We start from the raw sequence: 20,542 nt of genomic DNA, 5'->3' as shown, positions 1-20,542 counted from the left end.
AGCTCCGGTCTCCGGAGCTTTTTTGCGTTTAGGGCCTAAATTACTCCTCACAGCCTGTCCGAGAATGTTAGATTTCGGCCAATTCGAGCACGCAGTTTTGCTCGTCGGATTGGGCGTGTCTGAAACCGCAAATTTTCAGGCCAATTTTGCCCGAAAGTGGGTATGCCAACTTCTCATATCGAGCGACGGTAGCAGCGAGGAGTTGCAAGCTCTTGTGTAGTGAAAGCTCTGCCAAAAACAAAAAGCGCGACTATGAGCCGCGCCTTTGACGTTTTTATATGATGAAAAGCCGGATCACGCTTCCATCGAATAACCCGCACCACGAACCGTGCGAATGACATCCTGCATATTGGAGAAGTTCAGCGCCTTGCGCAGACGTCCGACATGCACGTCGACAGTACGCTCGTCGACGTAGATATCATGCCCCCAGACACCATCGAGCAGCTGCGAACGTGAGAACACGCGTCCCGGGGAGGACATCAGGAACTCCAGCAGGCGGAACTCGGTTGGCCCAAGGCGCACTTCACGGCTTTTACGGTGAACGCGGTGCGTTTCACGATCAAGCTCGATATCACCGCATTTCAGCACCGAAGACAGCACCTCGGGCTTCGCACGGCGCAGCATGGCTTTCACACGTGCCATCAGCTCTGGCGTGGAGAACGGTTTGACGACATAGTCATCCGCTCCGGTGGCCAGACCGCGAACGCGTTCGCTTTCTTCACCACGGGCCGTCAACATGATGATCGGCAGGCGTTCTGTTTCAGGCCGCATTCTGAGGCGCCGGCACAGTTCGATGCCGGAAACACCCGGCAGCATCCAGTCCAGCAACAGAAGGTCAGGAACTCGTTCCTGCAAACGAATTTCTGCTTCGTCTCCACGTGTGATCGTGTCGACTTCATAGCCTTCGGCTTCTAGATTGTAACGCAGCAGAACGCTCAGCGCTTCTTCATCTTCTACGACTGCGATCTTCGGCAACATGGCTGTACTCCGCTCAAGTCCGTCTATCTATTATTCGGTTACAGCACCGAGCGTGTTGGAGCTGTCGTCCTTCGGACGATCACCTTCAAGCTGGCTGCCTGTTGCCATGTAATAGATGGTTTCGGCGATATTGGTTGCGTGGTCACCGATACGTTCGATGTTCTTAGCGCAGAACAGCAAATGCGTGCAGGTGGTGATGTTGCGCGGATCTTCCATCATGTATGTCAGCAGTTCGCGGAACAGCGAGGTATACATGGCGTCGATTTCTTCATCACGCTCACGGATGGCGTTGGCCTTCTCGGCAGAACGCGTTGCGTAAACATCAAGCACTTCCTTGAGCTGAACCAGTGCCAGCTCGGACAGGTGCTCCAAGCCGCGTGCCAGCTTGCGTGGTACGCCCGTGCCCTGAACAGCGATTACGCGCTTGGCAGTGTTCTTGCCAAGGTCGCCGACGCGCTCCAGGTCGCTTGCAATACGCAGGGAACCGATGATTTCACGCAGGTCGGCCGCCATCGGCTGGCGCTTGGCAATCGTCACAATTGCCTTATCACCAATTTCGCGTTCCGCGTGGTCAAGCACGACGTCTTCAGAAATGACCTTCTGAGCCAAAGCCGCGTCGGAGTTGACCAGCGCGCGAACCGCATCCGCGCACATTTGCTCTGCAAGACCGCCCATCTCGGAGATGCGACGTGTCAGGAATTTCAGTTCATCGTCATAAGCAGACAAGATATGCGAATGTGTCGATGTCATTTCAAAGTCTCCGGCTTCTGCAAGGACGCGAGACGAAGCCAAATGGCTCCAAGTCGCTCCGGCACAATTCTTTCACGTTAACAGCGAGCGATTACTCCAGGATTAGCCGAAGCGTCCCATGATGTAATCCTGCGTGCGCTGGTCGTCTGGATTGGTGAACATCTTGTCAGTGTCGTTTTCTTCGACAAGATGGCCGAGGTGGAACATCGCCGTGCGTTGCGAAACGCGAGCTGCCTGCTGCATCGAGTGCGTCACGATGACAATGGTGTAGTTGGTGCGCAGTTCGTGGATCAGTTCCTCCACACGTGCCGTTGCAATCGGGTCGAGAGCCGAGCAAGGCTCATCCATCAGGATGACTTCCGGGCTGACGGCAACCGCACGGGCAATACAGAGGCGCTGCTGCTGGCCACCGGAAAGGCCGGTACCGGATTCGTGCAGGCGATCCTTTACTTCGTTCCAGAGACCGGCCTTGTGAAGGCTGGATTCAACGATCTGGTCCATGTCCGCCCGCGACTTTGCCAGGCCGTGAATACGTGGGCCGTAAGAGATGTTCTCATAGATCGTCTTGGGGAACGGGTTTGGCTTCTGGAACACCATGCCGACGCGGGCACGCAGTTCCACCACGTCAATGGCCGGATCGTAGATATCATCCGTATCGAGCGTGATCTTGCCGGTAACGCGGCAGCCATCGATGGTGTCATTCATGCGGTTCAATGTGCGCAGGAATGTGGACTTACCACAACCCGATGGGCCGATCAGCGCCGTTACGGTGTTTTCGCGAACGTTGAGGTTCACGTCGAAAAGCGCGCGCTTCTCTCCGTAATAAACCGAAACGTCTTTGCCGATCATCTTAAGCGAAACATCATTCATTTTCTTGTCCAGCGCCTTTTCAACTGCTGCTTCTGACATCATGTTCATCTGCTTCAAGCTCCTTTTACCAGCGCCGTTCGAAACGTCGACGCAGAAGGATTGCGCCTACATTCATAACAATCAGGAACAGAAGCAATATGATGATTGCTCCCGAGGTACGCTCTACGAAAGCGCGTTCTGCTTCATTTGCCCACATGTAGATCTGGACTGGCAAGGCAGTAGCAGGGTCCATTGGTGTGGTCGGGTAGTTGGCAACGAAGGCCACCATGCCGATGAGAAGCAGCGGTGCGGTTTCACCCAGAGCGTGTGCGAGACCAATGATCGTGCCGGTCAGAATACCAGGCATGGCCAGAGGCAATACGTGATGGAAGATCGTCTGCATTTTCGATGCACCGAGGCCAAGGGCCGCAGCGCGGATGGATGGCGGAACTGCCTTGAGTGCAGCACGGGTAGCGATGATGATGGTTGGCAGGGTCATCAGGGTCAGAACCAGACCACCAACAATCGATGCCGAACGTGGGAAGCCCATGAAGTTGATAAACACCGACAGACCGAGCAGACCGTACACAATGGACGGAACGGCTGCGAGATTGTTGATGTTGACTTCGATGAGGTCGGTGAAGCGGTTCTTCGGAGCAAACTCTTCCAGATAGATGGAAGCGGCAACACCGATTGGCAGCGACAGCACCAGAACGATCAGCATCATGTAGAAGGAGCCGATCAGCGCAACGCCCACGCCGGAGGCTTCCGGACGGCTAGATGCGCCATTGAAGAAGATGCCGGTGTTGAAGTGCTTGGCCAACTGGCCAGCCTCAGCAAGCTGGTTCATCCAGCCAACCTGGTTGTCTTTTACCTTGCGGCTGGCCTCGGCCACAGACAGGTCGATCTGACCCTTGTAAGCAGAGTCGATGTCGCCCGCTGCCAGCAGCGACACGTTGCGGGTCGTACCGATAACCGACGGATCCTTGGTCACGATATCGCGAAGCTGCGTGCGCACGCTATCGGAGATCATGGCATTGACAGCGCGCAGGTCTGCACGATTGTCAGGTGCAATACCCAGAACCTTGGCAACAGCGTCGCGTGCCAGGATCGGATAGTTGGCGGTCATCAACTTTGCCGGATTCTGAGCGCGCTCATTGTTCGGGTCGATAACCTGCTCGGAGAACTCGACAGGCACCGTGATCATCGTCTGCTGGAAAGCGGTATAACCCTTGCCAATAACCGACCACAGCAACAGCGCGAGAAAAATCAAGCCAAACGAGATGGCAGCGACACCATAGGCACGGAACCGGCGTTCAGCAGCGTAGCGACGCTTGATACCGATATCGCGACGGTTTGTGGACGCCTTGGCAGACGGAGTGGAGGCCGGCGAGGAAACTGCGTCGGTCATTCATACTGCTCCCGGTATTTGCGCACGATGTAGAGCGCGTAGATATTGAGGCAAAGCGTGATGGTGAAAAGCGTAATGCCGAGGGCAAAAGCAACCAGCGTCTGGGGCGAGGTAAATTCAAGGTCGCCCGTCAACTGGCTGACGATTTTCACGGTCACAGTCGTCATCGGTTCAAAGGGGTTGAACTGGATGCGCGCGGCAACACCGGCGGCCAGAACAACGATCATGGTTTCACCGATAGCGCGCGATGCCGTCATGAGGATGGCACCAACAATACCCGGCAAGGCAGCTGGAAGAACAACGCGCTTGATGGTTTCCGAACGGGTTGCACCGAGGCCGAGCGAACCGTCACGCAGTGCACGCGGCACGGCGGTGATGATATCGTCCGACAGCGAGGACACATAAGGAATGAGCATTATGCCCATAACGAAACCGGCGGTCAGAACACTTTGTGCCTGGATGAACGTGGTGTAGTTACCCGTTGCCAGACCGTTGATCTGGGTGGAGATGTCACGAAGGAACGGACCAACTGTCGTCAGGGCGAAAAAGCCGTAAACGATGGTTGGGATACCAGCGAGCACCTCGAGAAGTGGCTTGGCCATCGAGCGAACACGCGGCGAAGCGTATTCCGCCATGTAGATGGCCGAGAACAGGCCAACCGGTACAGCCACGAGCATGGCAACCAGACCGATGTACAGCGTACCCATCAACAGTGGGATGAGACCAAACTGACCGGAACTATCCGTTGCACCAGCGGCCGCAAAACGTGGGTCCCAAACGGTTCCAAAGAAGAACTCATGTGCTGGCACCATATTGAAGAACTGGATCGCTTCCGTCAGCATCGACAGGATAATTCCGACCGTGGTCAGGATCGCGATCGAAGAGGCAAGTATCAGACCGGTCAGAATGAACTTCTCCACTCTGTTACGGGCGCGGAAGCGCGGCGCAATCGAACGGAAAGACACGGCTGCACCGCCAAGGGCCAGACCAAGCACCACAACCATCATCGCAATGCGGCTCATCGATGTCAGGTCGTTCAGCTCCTTGGCAGAAACGATCATGTAGGGCTGAGGGTCGCCGGCCAAGGCAATACCACGGGTAGACAGAAGCGGACGGATATCTGTCGTGCCAGCCTCAACCGCGGCGAGTTCTTCAGCCGAAAGGGCGTTCATGCCGCGCGCAATTGCGCCGACCATGCCGTAAGCCAGACCCTGCTGGGCTTGCGACTGGGCGCGAACGTCTTCCGGGAAACCGGCACGCACGGTGGAGGTGATGACCATCGGGCTGATAATCAGCCAGATACCCAGAATGATGGCGGCTGGAATGACGGCCCACAAGAGAACATAAGAACCGTGATAACCCGAGCGGGAATGCATGACGGCGGAACGGCCGCCGGCAAGCGCCGCAGCACGGCGGCTACCAAGCAGGTAGCTGGCAATGCCGATCAATGCCAGTATGAGCAAAAGGATCGATGTGTTCATAAAATTTCCTCGGCATGCCGGGGCGGCAGGGTGCAGCAAAACAACGTAACGGTGGCAAACAACACGCCTCTGTGGGCAGCCTGACCGTTTTCACAATCCCAATACGCCAAGGGTGAAACCGGAACAAGCCAGACACCCAAGGGAATAAACGGCGCGGGGGAAAACCCCGCGCCGTCAAGATATTAGAGAGTCTTACCGGATTCGAAGTTGGCGCGGATTTCGTCGCGCTCTGCGTCAGGCGCAGCAACCAGACCGTAAGCGGCCAGCGGAGAGTCTGGGCCGATCATTTCTTCAGACGTGAAGAACTCAACGTATTCCTTCAGGCCTGGGATAACGCCCAAGTGAGCCTTCTTCACGTAGAAGAACAGCGGACGGGATACTGGGTATTCGCCAGAAGCAATGGTTTCCGTGGAAGGAACGACCCCGCTGATGGTAGCAACCTTCAGACGGTCAGCATTGTTTTCGTAGAAAGCCAGACCGAACACGCCGAGACCGGCCTTGTTAGCGTCGATACGAGCCAGGGTCTCTGTGTAGTCGCCGTCGATATCAACCGAAGCGCCGTCCTTGCGAACAGCTACGCACTTAGCAGCAGCCTGCTTGGCATCAGCAACCAGACCCTTGATGGCGTCAGTTGCACCAGCTTCCTTGCAGCCTTCAGCCATAATCTTCTCTTCGAAGACTTCGCGTGTGCCGTGCTTGGAACCAGGGATGTAAGCAGCGATTGCTACATCAGGCAGTTCCTTGTTGATTTCGGACCACTTCTTGTAAGGGTTGGCAACGAGCTTGCCGTCCTGAACGATTTCAGCTGCGAGAGCGAGGTAGATGTCCTTCGGCTCAAACTTTACGTCTGGGTTGGACGAATCCATCGCAAAAACGATGCCATCGTAACCGATCTTGACTTCCTGAACTTCAGTGACGCCAGCAGCCTTGCAAGCTTCGAGCTCTTCGCCCTTGATTGCGCGCGAAGCATTGGCAACGTCGATGGTGCCTTCACCAACGCCGGAGCAGAAAGCCTTCAGGCCGCCACCGGTACCACCGGATTCAACAACTGGCGCCTTAAAGGCAGGGAAGGTTTCAGAGAACGTCTCGGAAACGATCTTCGCGTATGGAAGAACGGTCGAAGAACCTGCGATCTGTACCTGGTCGCGAGCAGCGGCGGCGCCTGCAAATGCAACGGAAGCCACCAAAGCTGCTGCGGTCAATTTAACAATGTTCATTTGTCTCTCCCATGATGGGTTTGTAAGGACGCAGCCTATGCGGCACTCGCACTTTCCTGCGTTCGGCGCGTCCTTATTAGCCGCGCTTAGCTTATGCTTTTATGTCATTTCAATGAAACATTTGTGACACGTCAACCCATTGATATAAAACGTCATTTTATATCAGCTCAGAAATTTGATGACTGAGTATGTCAGAATCTAACGGTAAACTCGGTTCCTTCGCCCAATTCGGATTTCACGATCAACCGTGCCCGATGGCGCGTCAGGATATGCTTGACGATCGCAAGACCGAGACCTGTACCTTTTTTGGAGCGACTGTCGGTGACGCTCACGCGATAAAACCGCTCCGTCAAACGTGGCAAATGTTCCTTGGGAATGCCCGGCCCCTTATCAATAACGCTGACTTCTACCGGCTTTCCGGGCGGTGTCTTCAGCCGGATATCGACGACCTTGCCTTCCTGGCCGTATTTACAGGCGTTCTCAACCAAGTTCTGGAATACCTGCACCAATTCGTCGCGCTCGCCCTGCACTTCGACGGCCACTTCGGGCACATGCAGATTGATCGAGACATCAAGTTCATTGGCCAACGGCACCAGAGCATCCCGCACATGTCCGAGAAGCGGCACAAGATCGACCTTCTGATCCGGAGCGATATGAGCGCGTAGCTCAAGCCGCGACAATGACATGAGATCATCAACCAGACGGCTCATGCGGGTTGCCTGATCCAGCATGATACCCAGAAAGCGCGTCTGCGCCGCAGGATCATTCTTGGCTGGTCCCAACATGGTTTCAATAAATCCACGCAAAGAAGCGAGCGGTGTACGCAGTTCATGGCTGGCATTGGCAACGAAGTCGCTGCGCATGCGGTCGATACGACGAAGTTCGGAAATGTCGCGGAACGAAAGGATGTAATAACGTTTGTCCTGCGATTTCAGTAGGTCCGCCGGTGCAATACGGACAATAAAGACCTGTTGGGACGGCAGTCTTTCGGAATGCTCGATCTGGTTCGGCTCTCCAGTCATGATGGTTTCGCGGATCATGTCCAGTATGCTGGGCGAACGCAGGCGGGCGGAAATATGCGTGCCGGTGGTAAGCTGACCGAAGATTTTTTCAGCAGCCTCGTTTTCAAACAGAATGGCCGCAGACTTGTCCAGAATGAAGATCGGGCTGTCCAGCACGGCGAGACCGGCCTTGAAGCTGGCGAAGCTTTCCGGCACCGCATCATCCGCTTCGACGACAACAGGTGGCAGCATGCGGGGGATTTCCGGACGCGCTGATTTATCGCGCAGCAACAATGCGACCAGCGCCAATATCCAAGCGCCGCCCACCAGCCAGGGCGAACCTTTTTCCAGAACAGCCAGAAGCGCCAGCAAGGTCATGGACAAGATAACGAGCCAGTTCCGTCCCATCTTAGCGATGACACTGTTGCCAGCATTGTTGTTGTCATCCGTCGCCATTGCCATGTCCGCTTCCAAACGTCGCCAGTTATAATGCATTGCACATCATGTCCGCAGAATCGCGTAACGTTTGGCGCATCGATCCGTCATATCGTGACTTCATGACAGATATTCATCAAGCCAGCGGTTATTAAACAGCTCATTATCCCCGAGAATAAAAAAGGGCCATTTTCCTTAGCCGGCGACAAAAACCTGTCCCTGAAATTACTTGAATTTCAACATGCAATATGTGTTGATCGGTTGATAATTACACGTTCTGTACGCGTGGAAAAGGGAGATACCATGGCTGATACCAGCAAGAAACGGGCAGTTGAGCTTGATATCAATGGCAAGACACGGACATTCGATATTGATGACCCAACCTTGCCCTCCTGGGTCGAAGACGCCAAACTTTCCGCCGGAGGTTATCCCTACGACAAGAAAATGAAGCGCGAAGATTATGACAATGCGCTGGAAGCGTTGCAGATTGAACTGGTAAAGGTGCAGTTCTGGCTTCAATCGACAGGCAAGAAGGTCATGGCGGTCTTCGAAGGCCGTGACGCTGCCGGTAAGGGCGGCACGATTTTCGCTACCAAGGCCTACCTCAATCCTCGCTCCGCACGGGTTGTTGCGCTGACCAAGCCGACGGAAACCGAACGCGGTCAATGGTATTTCCAGCGTTACATCTCTCATTTTCCGACAGCGGGCGAACTCGTGCTGTTTGACCGCTCATGGTACAACCGTGCCGGTGTTGAACCGATCATGGGTTTTTGTACGCCGGAAGAACACAAACGCTTCCTGAAGGAAACGCCACGGCTGGAAAAAATGATCGTCCATGACGATGTGCATTTCTTCAAGTTCTGGCTGGATATTGGTCGTGAAACTCAGATCGAGCGTTTCCATGATCGCCGTCACAGCCCGCTGAAATGCTGGAAACTGTCGGATATGGACATCGCTGCGCTGACAAAGTGGGATGATTACACCGCAATGCGCGACCAGATGCTGGATAAGACCCATACGGATGACGCGCCATGGACAATTGTCCGTGCCAACGACAAAAGGCGCGCACGCATCAATGTCATCCAGCACATTCTCAAATCGATCGATTACGAGGGTAAAGATAAAAAGGCCATCGGCGATATCGATGACAAAATCCTTGGTTTCGGTCCTGACTTTTTGAAGTAAAAAATCACTGACGTCTTTATAAAGATCAGGCCGTTTTCATTCCGGTTTCGGTTGTGACGGCCCGATCCGATATTTCGATGCGAAAACGGGTTCCCGGCTCCGGCTTTTCCACCAGCGCAATCGTACCACCATGGGCAAGTACAAGTTCACGGGCAATGACGAGGCCAAGGCCCGTCCCGCCGGAGCGAGCAGAGCCACGAAACGCCGAAAACAGGTTTTCACGTGCCTTGAGCGGCATCCCTGGGCCATTATCATCAATGGTGATGCTGACAGAATTGCCGTTGCGCTGGCCGGAGACAATGAGCGTGCGCGGTGGCATGCTTTCGTCCCACTCCATATTCAACAATGCTTCCACCGCGTTGCGACAGATATTGTGAATAATGCGGAACAGCTGCTCTGCATCGGCATCGACAACCAGTTCCGACTGCAGCTGCGACACAAACTCAATGCCACTTTGCGGGCCAATGGCCAGAATATCGCGCACTTCTTGCAGCGTTGTGCTCAGTCTCAACGGACGACGCCTTGGCGCAGCTTCGGTGGCCTGCCCGTAGGTCAGAACTTCGTTGGTGTAACCAACGGCCCTGTCGATGGTTCGCAGAAGCTTGGGCGCAAAACTGCGGACCATTGGATCGTTTACGTCCACCAGTCTGTCCGACATCAGTTGCGCCGATGACAGAATATTGCGCATGTCATGATTGATCTTGGATACGGCAAGACCGAGGTCCGCGAGGTTTTTCTGCTGCTTCAACGTCCGGTGAAGCTGTGTCTGCATATCGGCAAGATGCCGTCCGGCCACCGAAAGCTCATCAGGACCATTATCGGGAGTGAAAATCCGTGACGGATTATCCGGCTGTTCTGAAAAGTCCTGGATGCCACGGGTGATACGGCGAATTGGCCGGATCATGATGCGATTGATCGAAACGAAGATAAGAAATGAGGTAATCAGCGAAAGGACTATCGACAGGAGAAACACATTGCCAGCATAGGCCAGCATTGCCTTACGCAGATGTTTGTCCGGCATGACAAGCTCAATAATGGTGTCGGTCTCACCGACCACGCCGAACACCCGCATCATGCGATCACCACCAAAAAGCAGAGTGGAGAAGGCATCCCTGACGGCGCCGAGTTGCGACACGTGGGAGAGATCAAACTGCTGATCGACACTTGGTGGCATTTCGGTCGCCGCCAGAAGACGCGAGGTTCCGTCTTTACGAAGGGCAATCAGCTTTGCGCCTATTGCCGACAATGTGTCATCCTGCACGGAGCGAGGAAGTTCCGCTTGTAAACCATCGATGACGGCACCGGCCGCAGCAGCCGTGTTGAGACGGTCATTGAGCCAGGACAGGCGCATGTTGGCGACAGATGGTGGAAAAATCAGCACTTCCGCCACCATGATAAAAATCACGGTCAAGAGCAGCAGACGTCCGGACAGACCTTTGGTCAGCCCCGGCATGTCATTGGGAGCTTTCTCCAATGCTTGACCTGCCTTGTCTGCTCCTTCTGAAAACACCGGCTCATTCCTGTCTGCGATGCCACATCCAAGGTGTTGGGCATCCGTTGGGCATTATCTGACAGACATAATAAGGGGTCATCCGAGTTTTTCCAATGCCTGCCAACACGTTCCTCGCCATAACACAGAAACGCCACCTGAAAAGGTGGCGTTTGTTATTTCACTGAGGATACCGCTGATCTCTCACGATATCAGAAATCTTCCCATTCGCGGGTATTCTGGGCAACAGCAGCCGATCCGTTAAACGCGCGGGCAACATCACCCATCATGCGGCGGGCTGGAGAGGCAACCGCCGTCGCGCCATTCTGACCGGAACGGGCAAGTGTCGGACGGGACTGTGCAACCGGGTTACCCTCGCCAACTCTGAACTGGCTGACCAAACGCATCAGATTGCCAGCTTCTTCCGTCAGCTTATGGGTTGAGGCAGAAGTTTCCTCGACCATGGCCGCATTACGTTGTGTGACCTGGTCCATCTGGTTGATGGCAGTGTTGACTTCCTGCAGGCCTGTCGACTGTTCCTTGGCAGCTGTTGCAATCGAGTGAATGTGCTCATTGATGCTCAGAACACGGCTTTCGATTTCATCCAGCGCTTCACCGGTTTTTTGAACCAGTGTTACGCCCTGCGACACTTCAGAACCGGACTTGGTAATCAGCGCCTTGATATCCTTGGCAGCGTTTGCAGAGCGCTGCGCCAGTTCACGCACTTCCTGCGCAACAACCGCAAAGCCCTTGCCAGCTTCGCCAGCACGGGCGGCTTCAACACCGGCATTCAGTGCCAAGAGATTGGTCTGGAAAGCGATCTCATCAATGACGTTGATGATCTGGCTGATTTCACGCGATGCCTGCTCGATACGCCCCATGGCCGAAACGGCTTCACGAACCACCTTGCCAGACTTCTCGGTTGTTTCCTTGGCCTCGGAAACCATGGTGCTTGCTTCCTGAGCTCGCGAGGTCGAGTTACGTACGACGGCGGTAATCTCGTCCAGAGCGGCAGAGGTTTCTTCCAGTGCCGCAGCCTGCTGTTCTGTACGCTTGGAAAGATCGTCGGCAGCCGAGCGGAGTTCGAGACCGCTGTCATTAATACTATGCGTGCCCAAACGAACGTCGCTCATAGTGACGCGCAGCTTGGCGAGGGTATTGTTGACGTTGCCCTGAAGTTCACCGAACACACCGTGGAATTCACCACGCATGCTCTGCGTCAGATCACCATCAGCGAGGCTTGCAATAACGCGGCCGGTTTCGGATACGCCATTATCAACGCTGACCAGCAGCGTATTGATGTTTTGCGCGAAGCGATTGAGATTGTCGTCACCGTAATCCTTGTTGATACGGCGGCTGAAGTCACCTTCTGCGGCAGCGCCGACAACTTCGGCCATACCGGCTTGAAGATCATCGCTCTTTGCTCGCATGGCAGCTTCCTGCGCATTCATCTGGCGCACTTGAAGACCATTGCGCTTGAAGACTTCAACAGCGGCGGCCATTTCACCAATCTCATCCTTACGGTCAAGATAAGGGACATCCGCCTCCAGATCACCTTCAGCGACAGCATTCATCACGCCGGAGACTTTAAGAATAGGGCCGCTCAGTTGCTTGGAGCCAATGTAAAGGCCAAAAGCCGAACCAACGATAACGCCGGCAGCCGTCACCAGAGACACGATCCAGAACATCGCCTGACCAAAATTCTCGATACCGGCTTTTAGCGCATTCAACTCGTCGACGTCAGCCTTGACGATTGCGTCGATATCAACCTGATAAGCTTTACGGTTTTCGCGGTTGGCGTCATTATTACCCTGTTCATTGGCCGCTTGCGGGCTGACATCGCGACCAAGACGGACTGTTTCGGTACGGAACTTCCTGAATTCGGCAAAACGGCTTTCAAGATTGGAGAAGGCGGCGGACTGTGCAGCAGGAACCATTGGCTTCCAGGCGGCAATCAGACTTTCCATGGAATCGAGGTTCTTCAATAGGCCATCGCCAAACTTCGATGCGGTTGCTGTGTCCTTTGCCGCATAGATACCGCGTGCTTCCATAACAACGGCGGTTACCAGACGATTGAGCGATTCCCCCTTATGCGCACGATCGGCAGCCGCATCAAAAGCAACAACCCGGCTGTGGTACTCATTGACGGCATAGATAGACAAGCCCCCGATGGTACACGCGACAAGGCTTAAAAGCCCCACGAGAAGATTAATCTTGCCCCGAATTTTCACTGCAATCCCTCCAAAGTGCTGCCCCCTCACGCAATAGTGAAAAAAGGAAGCCGCCATGACCTTTCGTCACAACAACATTTATCTACGCACCATTAAGAAAGAATTTCCGATTTTAATTACTTGCCGTTGCTGGAACAAAATTTATACATTCTGAAGTGATGCAATTGTTCCTGCTACGCGGCAAAGTCGTTCCGGCTGTTTATCTTGCAGACAAAACCAGCTGCGGTTCAGCAATTGACTTTAGAGGTCTTAAGCCCTTATAAGCCCGCACGTCTGGCTATTATGCGCTTAATGCGCGTGCCGGGCATCAATCGAAACGCTCCTGCCCATAAGGGCAAAGCCAAGAAGGGCCGCACACCGCGGTATTAAATAAATGTCGAAGCGTACATTCCAACCATCCAAGCTTGTTCGCAAGCGCCGTCATGGTTTCCGTGCCCGTATGGCTACCGCTGGTGGTCGTAAGGTTCTGGCTGCTCGCCGCACACGCGGCCGCGCCCGTCTGTCGGCTTAATTGCCGATTGCCCGATTGAAAAGTCGCGGGCAGATGACTGAGACGAAGAAATCCCCCGGGCGGTTGAAAAACCGGCCGGATTTTCTTGCCGTGCAAAAGGGAGAGAGACGCAAGGGGGCAAATTTCCTTCTTGAAGTTCTTGACCGCAAAGAACCTGAGAGCGACGCTCGTGTCGGTTTTACGGTCACCAAAAAGCAAGGCAATGCGGTCGAGCGCAATCGAATGCGCCGTCGCCTCAAGGAAGCCGTCAGGCTGTCAGCCGGGTTTGCAATGAAACCCGGACATGACTATGTGATTGTCGCACGGCGTGACGTGTTGAAAACACCTTTCGCCCAACTGTCCTCCCAGCTTGCCGATCGTATCGAAGGCCGTGGGAAACCGAAACGGTCCCAGGAGACCCGCTCCAGGAAAGAATGATGGAAAAGAACCGCAATTACTTCATCGCGATAGCCCTTTCGGTTGTCATCGTCCTTGCCTGGCAATTCTTTTACATGAACCCGCGCATAGAACAGCAACGTCTGGCTGAAGAAGCGCGCAAGGCACAGGTTGAACAGACCCAGGCAGCCAATGGCGCCGCGTCGACAACGTCGGGTGCAACGGTAGACGGCACGCTCCCAGGTGCTGCAGGCCAGCCAGCCGCAACCGCGACCCGCGAAGAATCCCTGGCCAAGTCACAGCGTATCACAATCGATACCAGCGCAGTTGCCGGTTCGATCAATCTGACAGGCGCACGCCTCGATGACATCCGTCTCAAGGACTACCATGAGACCGTTGATGACTCGAGCCCGATCATCACGCTGTTTTCTCCATCGGACAGCAAGGACGGTTACTTTACTGAGCTTGGTTACATTGCCGGCGAAGGCGCAGGCTCTGTACCAGGCCCGTCGACTGTCTGGACTGTCGCTTCTGGCGACAAGTTGACCGAGACGACACCGGTTACGCTTTCCTTCACCAACGAAAAGGGCGTGGTTTTCACCCGTACCATTTCGATTGATGAACACTACATGATTACCGTTGCCGACAAGGTCGAGAACCCGGGACAGGAAGCTGTTTCCTTCTCCACTTACGGCCGCGTGACACGTAACAACAAGCCGACCACCCCGTCTGTTTTCGTTATTCATGAAGGCTTCATCGGTGTGACTGGTCCTGATGCCAGCCTGACGGAAGAGACTTACAAGAAGGCGGAAGAAGGCGCGCTTACCCTGCCTAAGGGCACTGGCGGCTGGATCGGTATCACCGACAAGTACTGGGCAGCAGCGATTGTTCCGCCGCAGACCGTACCTTTCGAAGGCCGTTATTCGCACTTCACCGATGGTCAGCCCCGTTACCAGGCCGATTATCGTACCGACGCCATTACGGTCGCCCCTGGCCAGTCCACGGAACTGAAGAGCCTGGTATTTGCAGGCGCCAAGGAAGTTCCGCTGGTCGACCGCTATGAAACATCGCTGTCCATCCCGCGCTTCGATCTGATGATCGACTGGGGCTGGTTCTACTTCATCACCAAGCCAATGTTCAAAATGATGGACTTCTTCTTCCGTTATTTTGGCAACTTCGGTGTTGCGATCCTGATGACGACCATCGTCGTGAAGGCGCTGTTCTTCCCGCTTGCAAGCAAGCAGTACGCTTCCATGGCTAACATGAAGCGCATGCAGCCGAAAATGGAAGAGCTGAAGGCCAAGCATGGCGATGACCGCATGGCATTGCAGCAGGCGATGATGGCGCTTTACAAGGAAGAGAAGATCAACCCGGTGGCCGGTTGCTGGCCGATGCTGCTGCAGATCCCGGTATTCTTCGCGCTCTACAAGGTTATCTACGTTACCATCGAAATGCGCCATGCGCCGTTCTTTGGCTGGATCCACGACCTTTCCGCGCCAGATCCGACCTCGCTGTTCAATCTGTTCGGTCTGCTGCCGTACGACGTACCACACTTCCTGATGATTGGTGTATGGCCGCTCATCATGGGTATCACGATGTTCCTGCAGATGCGCATGAACCCGACCCCGCCAGATCCAACACAGGCCATGATCTTCACCTGGATGCCGCTGATCTTCACGTTCATGCTCGCTTCCTTCCCGGCCGGTCTGGTTATTTACTGGGCATGGAACAACACCCTGTCGATCAGCCAGCAGGCACTTATCATGAAGCGTCATGGCGCAAAGATTGAGCTGTTTGACAATCTCAAGGGCTTGTTCAAACGCAAAACGGCCGAACCGAAATGACGACAGGTTTACCTCAGGAAAAACCGCTATTCGGACGGCCATGGATCTTCATTCGCGGTGTACCCGCCATGAAGTTCCTGCCGCCTGAGGGACCGCCGGAAATCGCATTTGCCGGGCGCTCCAACGTGGGAAAGTCCTCGCTTATCAATGCGCTGGTTGGCCATAAGGGTCTGGCCCGCACATCGAACACGCCGGGCCGTACGCAGGAACTCAACTACTTCGTGCCGGACGGTTATTCGGGCCAGGAAAACGATCTTCCGCCGATGGCGCTGGTCGATATGCCCGGTTACGGATACGCACAGGCTCCGAAAGAGCAGGTCGATGCATGGACCAAGCTGGTCTTTGACTACCTGCGTGGCCGTGCGACGTTGAAGCGCGTTTATGTGCTGATCGATTCCCGCCACGGCGTGAAGAAAAACGACGACGAAGTGTTTACGCTTCTGGACAAGGCCGCCATTTCCTATCAGCTCGTTCTGACCAAGACCGACAAGATCAAGGAAGCTGGCGTACCGCGTCTGATGAGCGAAACTCTTGAGAAAATCCGCAAGCACCCTGCCGCTTACCCGGAAGTGCTTGCCACATCGTCGGAAAAGTCATCCGGTCTTGATGAATTGCGGGCTGAAATAGTGCGGACTGTCGGCTACGTCTGAGATACAGCTCCTGTCATTCAGTTCATGAATGACAGGAGTACCGCAAAAAATATCGCCCCGAAGGCGATGGCGCGCCAGAAGCGCACAGAATTCCAAAGATACGCCAGAGTCAGTCTTTTTGTCGCGTGTTGCCGCGCCTGCATCATCGCAATCGCTGCAGTCTGTGTCTGTAATTTCCCGGCATAGGCTGTGTGAGTGGCCTGTTCTTCAAACGCCACCTGCTGCAAATTGGCTTGCCAGCGGCTGACCATCAGTGCAAATGACCGATCCTGCCGGATACGGCGCGTCAATTGCTCATGCACATCTGGCGGTAATGCACCCAGCACATATTCTCCGGCCAGGATCTCGTCTTTCATACCACTTTGTTTGTTGCTGTCCGGCATGGTCATCTGCCGTCCACTCCCTGTCATCACTTTTGTTGTTTTGACACATGCGCCTCCCGCACAATGTGTCCTATCCAACCAAGCTCTGCCTATTCCCCGCGCCTGTCAATCGCCGGAAAATCACACCCTCGCGGAATTTATGGTTTTAACGTCCGTCAGGCACATTAAGCGTTTGAGATTATTCCCTCCGTCAAAAACTTGCGCTAAAAGGCCGCAACCAACGACGAGGGTTTTTCTATGGCAAGTTCTGAAAGCGAAATGCAAGCACGGCTTCTGGCGCAAGCCCTGCCCTTCATGCAGAAATACGAAAATAAAACCATCGTCGTGAAATATGGCGGCCATGCCATGGGCGATCCTGCACTGGGCAAGGCCTTCGCCGAAGACATCGCACTTCTCAAGCAGTCCGGTATCAACCCTATCGTCGTGCACGGCGGCGGTCCGCAGATCGGCGCGATGCTGGCCAAGATGGGCATTGAATCGAAGTTTGAAAACGGTCTGCGCGTTACTGACGCCAAGACCGTCGAAATCGTTGAAATGGTTCTGGCCGGTTCGATCAACAAGGAAATCGTTGCCCTGATTAACCAGACCGGCGAATGGGCTATCGGTCTGTGCGGCAAGGACGGCAACATGGTGTTTGCTGAAAAGGCCAAAAAGACGGTTATCGACCCGGACAGCAACATAGAGCGCGTTCTCGATCTCGGCTTCGTGGGCGAAGTTGTTGAAGTCGACCGCACGCTTCTGGACCTGCTTGCCAAGTCCGAGATGATCCCGGTTATCGCACCTGTTGCACCGGGTCGTGATGGCGCGACCTACAACATCAACGCCGACACCTTTGCCGGTGCTATCGCTGGTGCGCTGCACGCCACACGCCTGCTTTTCCTCACCGACGTTGAAGGCGTTCTGGACAAGAACAAGGAACTCATCAAGGAACTGACCGTCTCGCAGGCCCGCGCGCTGATCAAGGACGGCACGATTTCCGGCGGCATGATCCCCAAGGTTGAAACCTGCATTGATGCGATCAAAGCAGGTGTTCAGGGCGTCGTCATTCTCAATGGCAAGACTGCCCATTCGGTTCTGCTGGAAATCTTCACCGAAGGTGCCGGCACGCTGATCGTTCCCTGATCACTGCACCATGCCCGTTTCATGTGCGCCCGGCCGGAAAGTGGCTTTACTTTCCGGCCGGGCGTTTTTTACCAGAACAGCAGGCCCAAGATGCCGCTGACGATCAGCAGGCATCCTGCAAGCTCCATGGCATTTATCCGTTCGCGAAACAGAAACCATGACGCCATGAAGGTGAAAACCAGTTCGATCTGGCCGAGCGCCCGCACATAGGCCACCTGCTGCAAGGTCATCGCCGTAAACCAACACGCCGATCCGACCACACCAGCTATTCCCACCAGCGCCGACGAGCGCCATGTGACAAGAACCTGCACGATTTCCCGTTTGTCTTTCCATGCCATCCAGACCAGCATGAAGGCCGTCTGAAAAGTGGTGACGCAGGCAAGCGTGACAGCGGCCGACATGATTGGCCCTGCGCCTTCCAGAGACAGCGACGCGCTACGATAGGCGACTGCTGAAATACCAAAAACACCGCCAGACGCGATGCCGATCAGGGCTGTCCGGCTGGTCAGGGCCGTCAGTGTATTGCGCCACGAAAGCGGCATGCGCGCCATGGAAATTGTCATTACTCCGATGACACCGACAAAGATTGCCGCGATGGTACCCGTCGTCAGCTTTTCACCCAACAGTATGAAACCGAACAGGGCTGCCTGCACCGGCTCGGTCTTCGAGTAGGCGGTACCGACCGCGAAATTCCTCAGCGAGAACAGATGCACCAGCAGCATCGTGGCGAAGATTTGCGCCAGTCCACCGATCACTGCCCAAGCAAAAAAGGCCGCATGAAAGCTGGGGAATGTCTGCGCGGCTGTGAAATACAGAAATAGCACATAGGCGATGGCAATCGGAAAGCCGTAGCCGAACCGCACAAAGCTCGCACCGCGTGTGCCGAGCGAGCCCTGCAAATGCTTCTGCAATGCCGAGCGCAGGTTCTGCATGAAGGCCGCAGCGATAGTGATGGGTATCCAGAGTTCCATGATGTTTGACGACAGCATCGGCTCGAAAATCGGACAGGATTTCCGGAAAGCTCGGTGCGAAGCTTCCATAGGTTAGAGCGTCCTTTTAGCGTCCTGTAGGACGTATTGTGCTTTATCACGCTGCACTTGCAGGCCCCAAGCCCGGAAAGCGGTGCAAGCCGTCACCTTTTCGATTTTCTTTGCCGTGGCGAGGGTGCATAAGAAAGCTATGACAGCAAAGCCACACAATCTCCCTCAGAACTCTGATTTCGACCATGTACGCGACTGGGTGTTTGACCTCGATAACACTCTGTACCCGCACCACATCAATTTGTTCGAACAGATTGATCGCAACATGACCGCCTACGTGTCAGAGCTGTTGCAATTGGAGGCCGACGAGGCCAGGGCTTTGCAAAAACGGTATTATCACGAGCACGGCACCACCCTGCAGGGGTTGATGATCCATTATGGCATTGATCCCAATGACTTCCTCGAGAAGGCACATGCCATCGACTATTCGCCGCTTCTGCCACATCCGGAGCTGGGTGAGGCAATCAAGGCGCTTCCGGGCCGCAAGTTCATTCTGACCAATGGCAGCGTAAAACACGCCCAAGCCGCCGCAGGGGCACTGGGTATTCTCGATCAGTTCGAAGATATTTTCGATATTGTTGCCGCAGGCTACCTGCCCAAACCTGCCAGCGCGACCTATGAAAAGTTTGCGGCCCTGACCAAGCTCGAAACAAACAAAGCCGCGATGTTTGAAGACTTGCCACGCAATCTGTCAGCGCCAAAGGCGCTTGGCATGAAGACAGTGTTGCTGGTGCCGCGCAATCTGGAAGGCATCGTCATGGAACGATGGGAAATTCCCGGCGAAACCGATGCCCACATCGATTACATCACTGATGATCTTACATCGTTCCTAACCCATCTGACGGGAATGAAAAATCCGGTTTAAAAAAGGCAGATAAGCCTGCTTTAACATTACAAAATCGTCACCCACATTACGGATGTTTAAGTGGTGTGGAGCGTCATGCGCCATTACTTTTTCCTCAGGGACACCAAAGGAAAGGTACTAGCGATGACTACAAAAAAGATCACCCTCACCGCTCTTGGTGCAGCACTTGTTCTCGGCAGCACAACAGTGGCCAGTTTTGCCGCACCAAGGGATCGGCACCCGCCGATGCCGCGTGAGGCGCTGTTCATTCATTTGCTGAAAGTGGCCGACACCGACAAGGACGGTAAAATATCCAAGGCGGAATTTGACGCGAGACAGGAAGCCCTGTTTACCGAAGTCGACAAGGACAAGGACGGCTCGATCACGCCAAAGGAAATGCGCGAATACCGCAAGGCGAAGTTCGAGGAATTCCGTGCCAATAACCCGCGTCCGGAACGCGCAAATGCCGATGCTCCCAAAGATAAAAAGCATGAAGAGCACGCCAAGAATGATGACCGCCGTCACGGCGAGGGTCGTCATGGTGGCAAAGGCTGGGGTGAAGGTCGTCACGGCGGCAAGGGTGCCGGTTTCATGCTGATCCGTATGGCGGACAAGGACGAAAATGGTCAGCTCAGCAAGGCCGAGGTTACTGAAGCCAGTGCAAAACTGTTTGAACGACTGGATCGCAACAAGGATGGTGTCATCAGCATTGACGACATGCCAGACCGTCCATTCCCCTGAACGGA

19 protein-coding genes are annotated in these 20,542 nt (G+C 54.7%); 8 read left to right on the top strand and 11 right to left on the bottom strand.

Features of this window, described 5'->3' with window-relative positions; translation table 11 throughout:
• Window positions 1–294 precede the first annotated feature (294 nt).
• From phoB to phoR, 7 genes are all read right to left on the bottom strand, one after another.
• On the bottom strand, window positions 295–978 hold the full coding sequence (gene phoB / locus IB237_RS00625) for a phosphate regulon transcriptional regulator PhoB (protein ID WP_192486692.1): 684 nt from the start codon (window positions 976–978) through the stop codon (window positions 295–297).
• Between the two features lie 30 nt (window positions 979–1,008).
• Window positions 1,009–1,728, bottom strand: a complete 720-nt coding sequence (phoU, locus tag IB237_RS00620) for a phosphate signaling complex protein PhoU (protein ID WP_192486691.1) — start codon at window positions 1,726–1,728, stop codon at window positions 1,009–1,011.
• Between the two features lie 102 nt (window positions 1,729–1,830).
• Entirely contained in the window at window positions 1,831–2,646 is an 816-nt protein-coding gene (gene pstB, locus IB237_RS00615) for a phosphate ABC transporter ATP-binding protein PstB (RefSeq protein ID WP_192486690.1), read from the bottom strand.
• A gap of 16 nt (window positions 2,647–2,662) precedes the next feature.
• Window positions 2,663–3,988: a phosphate ABC transporter permease PstA gene (gene pstA, locus IB237_RS00610; RefSeq protein ID WP_192486689.1), complete on the bottom strand. Its 1,326-nt coding sequence runs from the start codon at window positions 3,986–3,988 to the stop codon at window positions 2,663–2,665.
• Entirely contained in the window at window positions 3,985–5,469 is a 1,485-nt protein-coding gene (gene pstC, locus IB237_RS00605) for a phosphate ABC transporter permease subunit PstC (protein WP_192486688.1), read from the bottom strand. The genes pstA and pstC overlap by 4 nt, the downstream gene beginning before the upstream one ends.
• A gap of 182 nt (window positions 5,470–5,651) precedes the next feature.
• A complete protein-coding gene (locus IB237_RS00600; RefSeq protein WP_192486687.1) occupies window positions 5,652–6,686 on the bottom strand; it encodes a substrate-binding domain-containing protein in 1,035 nt (344 codons plus the stop codon).
• A gap of 191 nt (window positions 6,687–6,877) precedes the next feature.
• Window positions 6,878–8,149: a phosphate regulon sensor histidine kinase PhoR gene (gene phoR / locus IB237_RS00595; protein WP_371815212.1), complete on the bottom strand. Its 1,272-nt coding sequence runs from the start codon at window positions 8,147–8,149 to the stop codon at window positions 6,878–6,880.
• A 276-nt stretch (window positions 8,150–8,425) separates the two neighbouring features.
• Here phoR and ppk2 point away from each other — a divergent pair, with 276 nt between their 5' ends.
• Entirely contained in the window at window positions 8,426–9,307 is an 882-nt protein-coding gene (gene ppk2, locus IB237_RS00590) for a polyphosphate kinase 2 (RefSeq protein ID WP_192486686.1), read from the top strand.
• Window positions 9,308–9,332: 25 nt separating this feature from the next.
• On the opposite strand, the gene IB237_RS00585 is transcribed toward ppk2, so the two are convergent.
• Window positions 9,333–10,760 carry a HAMP domain-containing sensor histidine kinase gene (locus tag IB237_RS00585; RefSeq protein ID WP_192487802.1) on the bottom strand — a complete coding sequence of 476 codons (1,428 nt, stop codon included), beginning with the start codon at window positions 10,758–10,760 and terminating at the stop codon, window positions 9,333–9,335.
• Between the two features lie 248 nt (window positions 10,761–11,008).
• On the bottom strand, window positions 11,009–13,027 hold the full coding sequence (locus IB237_RS00580) for a methyl-accepting chemotaxis protein (RefSeq protein ID WP_192486685.1): 2,019 nt from the start codon (window positions 13,025–13,027) through the stop codon (window positions 11,009–11,011).
• Window positions 13,028–13,400: 373 nt separating this feature from the next.
• Here IB237_RS00580 and rpmH point away from each other — a divergent pair, with 373 nt between their 5' ends.
• Genes rpmH through yihA form a run of 4 tightly spaced genes read left to right on the top strand, consistent with a single transcriptional unit; the run spans window position 13,401 to window position 16,407 of the window.
• Window positions 13,401–13,538 carry a 50S ribosomal protein L34 gene (gene rpmH, locus IB237_RS00575; RefSeq protein WP_111839965.1) on the top strand — a complete coding sequence of 46 codons (138 nt, stop codon included), beginning with the start codon at window positions 13,401–13,403 and terminating at the stop codon, window positions 13,536–13,538.
• A 33-nt stretch (window positions 13,539–13,571) separates the two neighbouring features.
• Entirely contained in the window at window positions 13,572–13,955 is a 384-nt protein-coding gene (rnpA, locus tag IB237_RS00570) for a ribonuclease P protein component (protein WP_192486684.1), read from the top strand.
• Window positions 13,955–15,757, top strand: a complete 1,803-nt coding sequence (yidC, locus tag IB237_RS00565) for a membrane protein insertase YidC (RefSeq protein WP_192486683.1) — start codon at window positions 13,955–13,957, stop codon at window positions 15,755–15,757. The genes rnpA and yidC overlap by 1 nt, the downstream gene beginning before the upstream one ends.
• Window positions 15,754–16,407 (top strand): ribosome biogenesis GTP-binding protein YihA/YsxC, encoded by a 654-nt coding sequence (yihA, locus tag IB237_RS00560; protein WP_192486682.1) that lies wholly within the window; start codon window positions 15,754–15,756, stop codon window positions 16,405–16,407. The genes yidC and yihA overlap by 4 nt, the downstream gene beginning before the upstream one ends.
• 17 nt (window positions 16,408–16,424) lie before the next feature.
• Here yihA and IB237_RS00555 read toward each other — a convergent pair whose 3' ends face one another.
• Window positions 16,425–16,796: a hypothetical protein gene (locus tag IB237_RS00555; RefSeq protein WP_192486681.1), complete on the bottom strand. Its 372-nt coding sequence runs from the start codon at window positions 16,794–16,796 to the stop codon at window positions 16,425–16,427.
• 231 nt (window positions 16,797–17,027) lie between these two features.
• Here IB237_RS00555 and argB point away from each other — a divergent pair, with 231 nt between their 5' ends.
• A complete protein-coding gene (gene argB, locus IB237_RS00550; RefSeq protein WP_192486680.1) occupies window positions 17,028–17,912 on the top strand; it encodes an acetylglutamate kinase in 885 nt (294 codons plus the stop codon).
• Window positions 17,913–17,980: 68 nt separating this feature from the next.
• Here the strand turns inward: argB and IB237_RS00545 are convergent, their stop codons facing one another.
• Entirely contained in the window at window positions 17,981–18,883 is a 903-nt protein-coding gene (locus IB237_RS00545; RefSeq protein WP_192487801.1) for a DMT family transporter, read from the bottom strand.
• 208 nt (window positions 18,884–19,091) lie between these two features.
• On the opposite strand from IB237_RS00545, the gene IB237_RS00540 reads away from it, so the two are divergent.
• Entirely contained in the window at window positions 19,092–19,817 is a 726-nt protein-coding gene (locus IB237_RS00540; RefSeq protein ID WP_192486679.1) for a pyrimidine 5'-nucleotidase, read from the top strand.
• 123 nt (window positions 19,818–19,940) lie between these two features.
• Entirely contained in the window at window positions 19,941–20,537 is a 597-nt protein-coding gene (locus tag IB237_RS00535; RefSeq protein WP_192486678.1) for an EF-hand domain-containing protein, read from the top strand.
• The last annotated feature ends 5 nt before the right edge of the window (window positions 20,538–20,542 follow it).

Source organism: Agrobacterium sp. AGB01 (assembly GCF_014851585.1).
In the GTDB taxonomy this organism is placed as follows: Bacteria; Pseudomonadota; Alphaproteobacteria; order Rhizobiales; family Rhizobiaceae; genus Agrobacterium.
The sequence above is the reverse complement of the archived record's forward strand: the minus strand, read 5'-3'. Positions and strand labels throughout refer to the sequence as shown.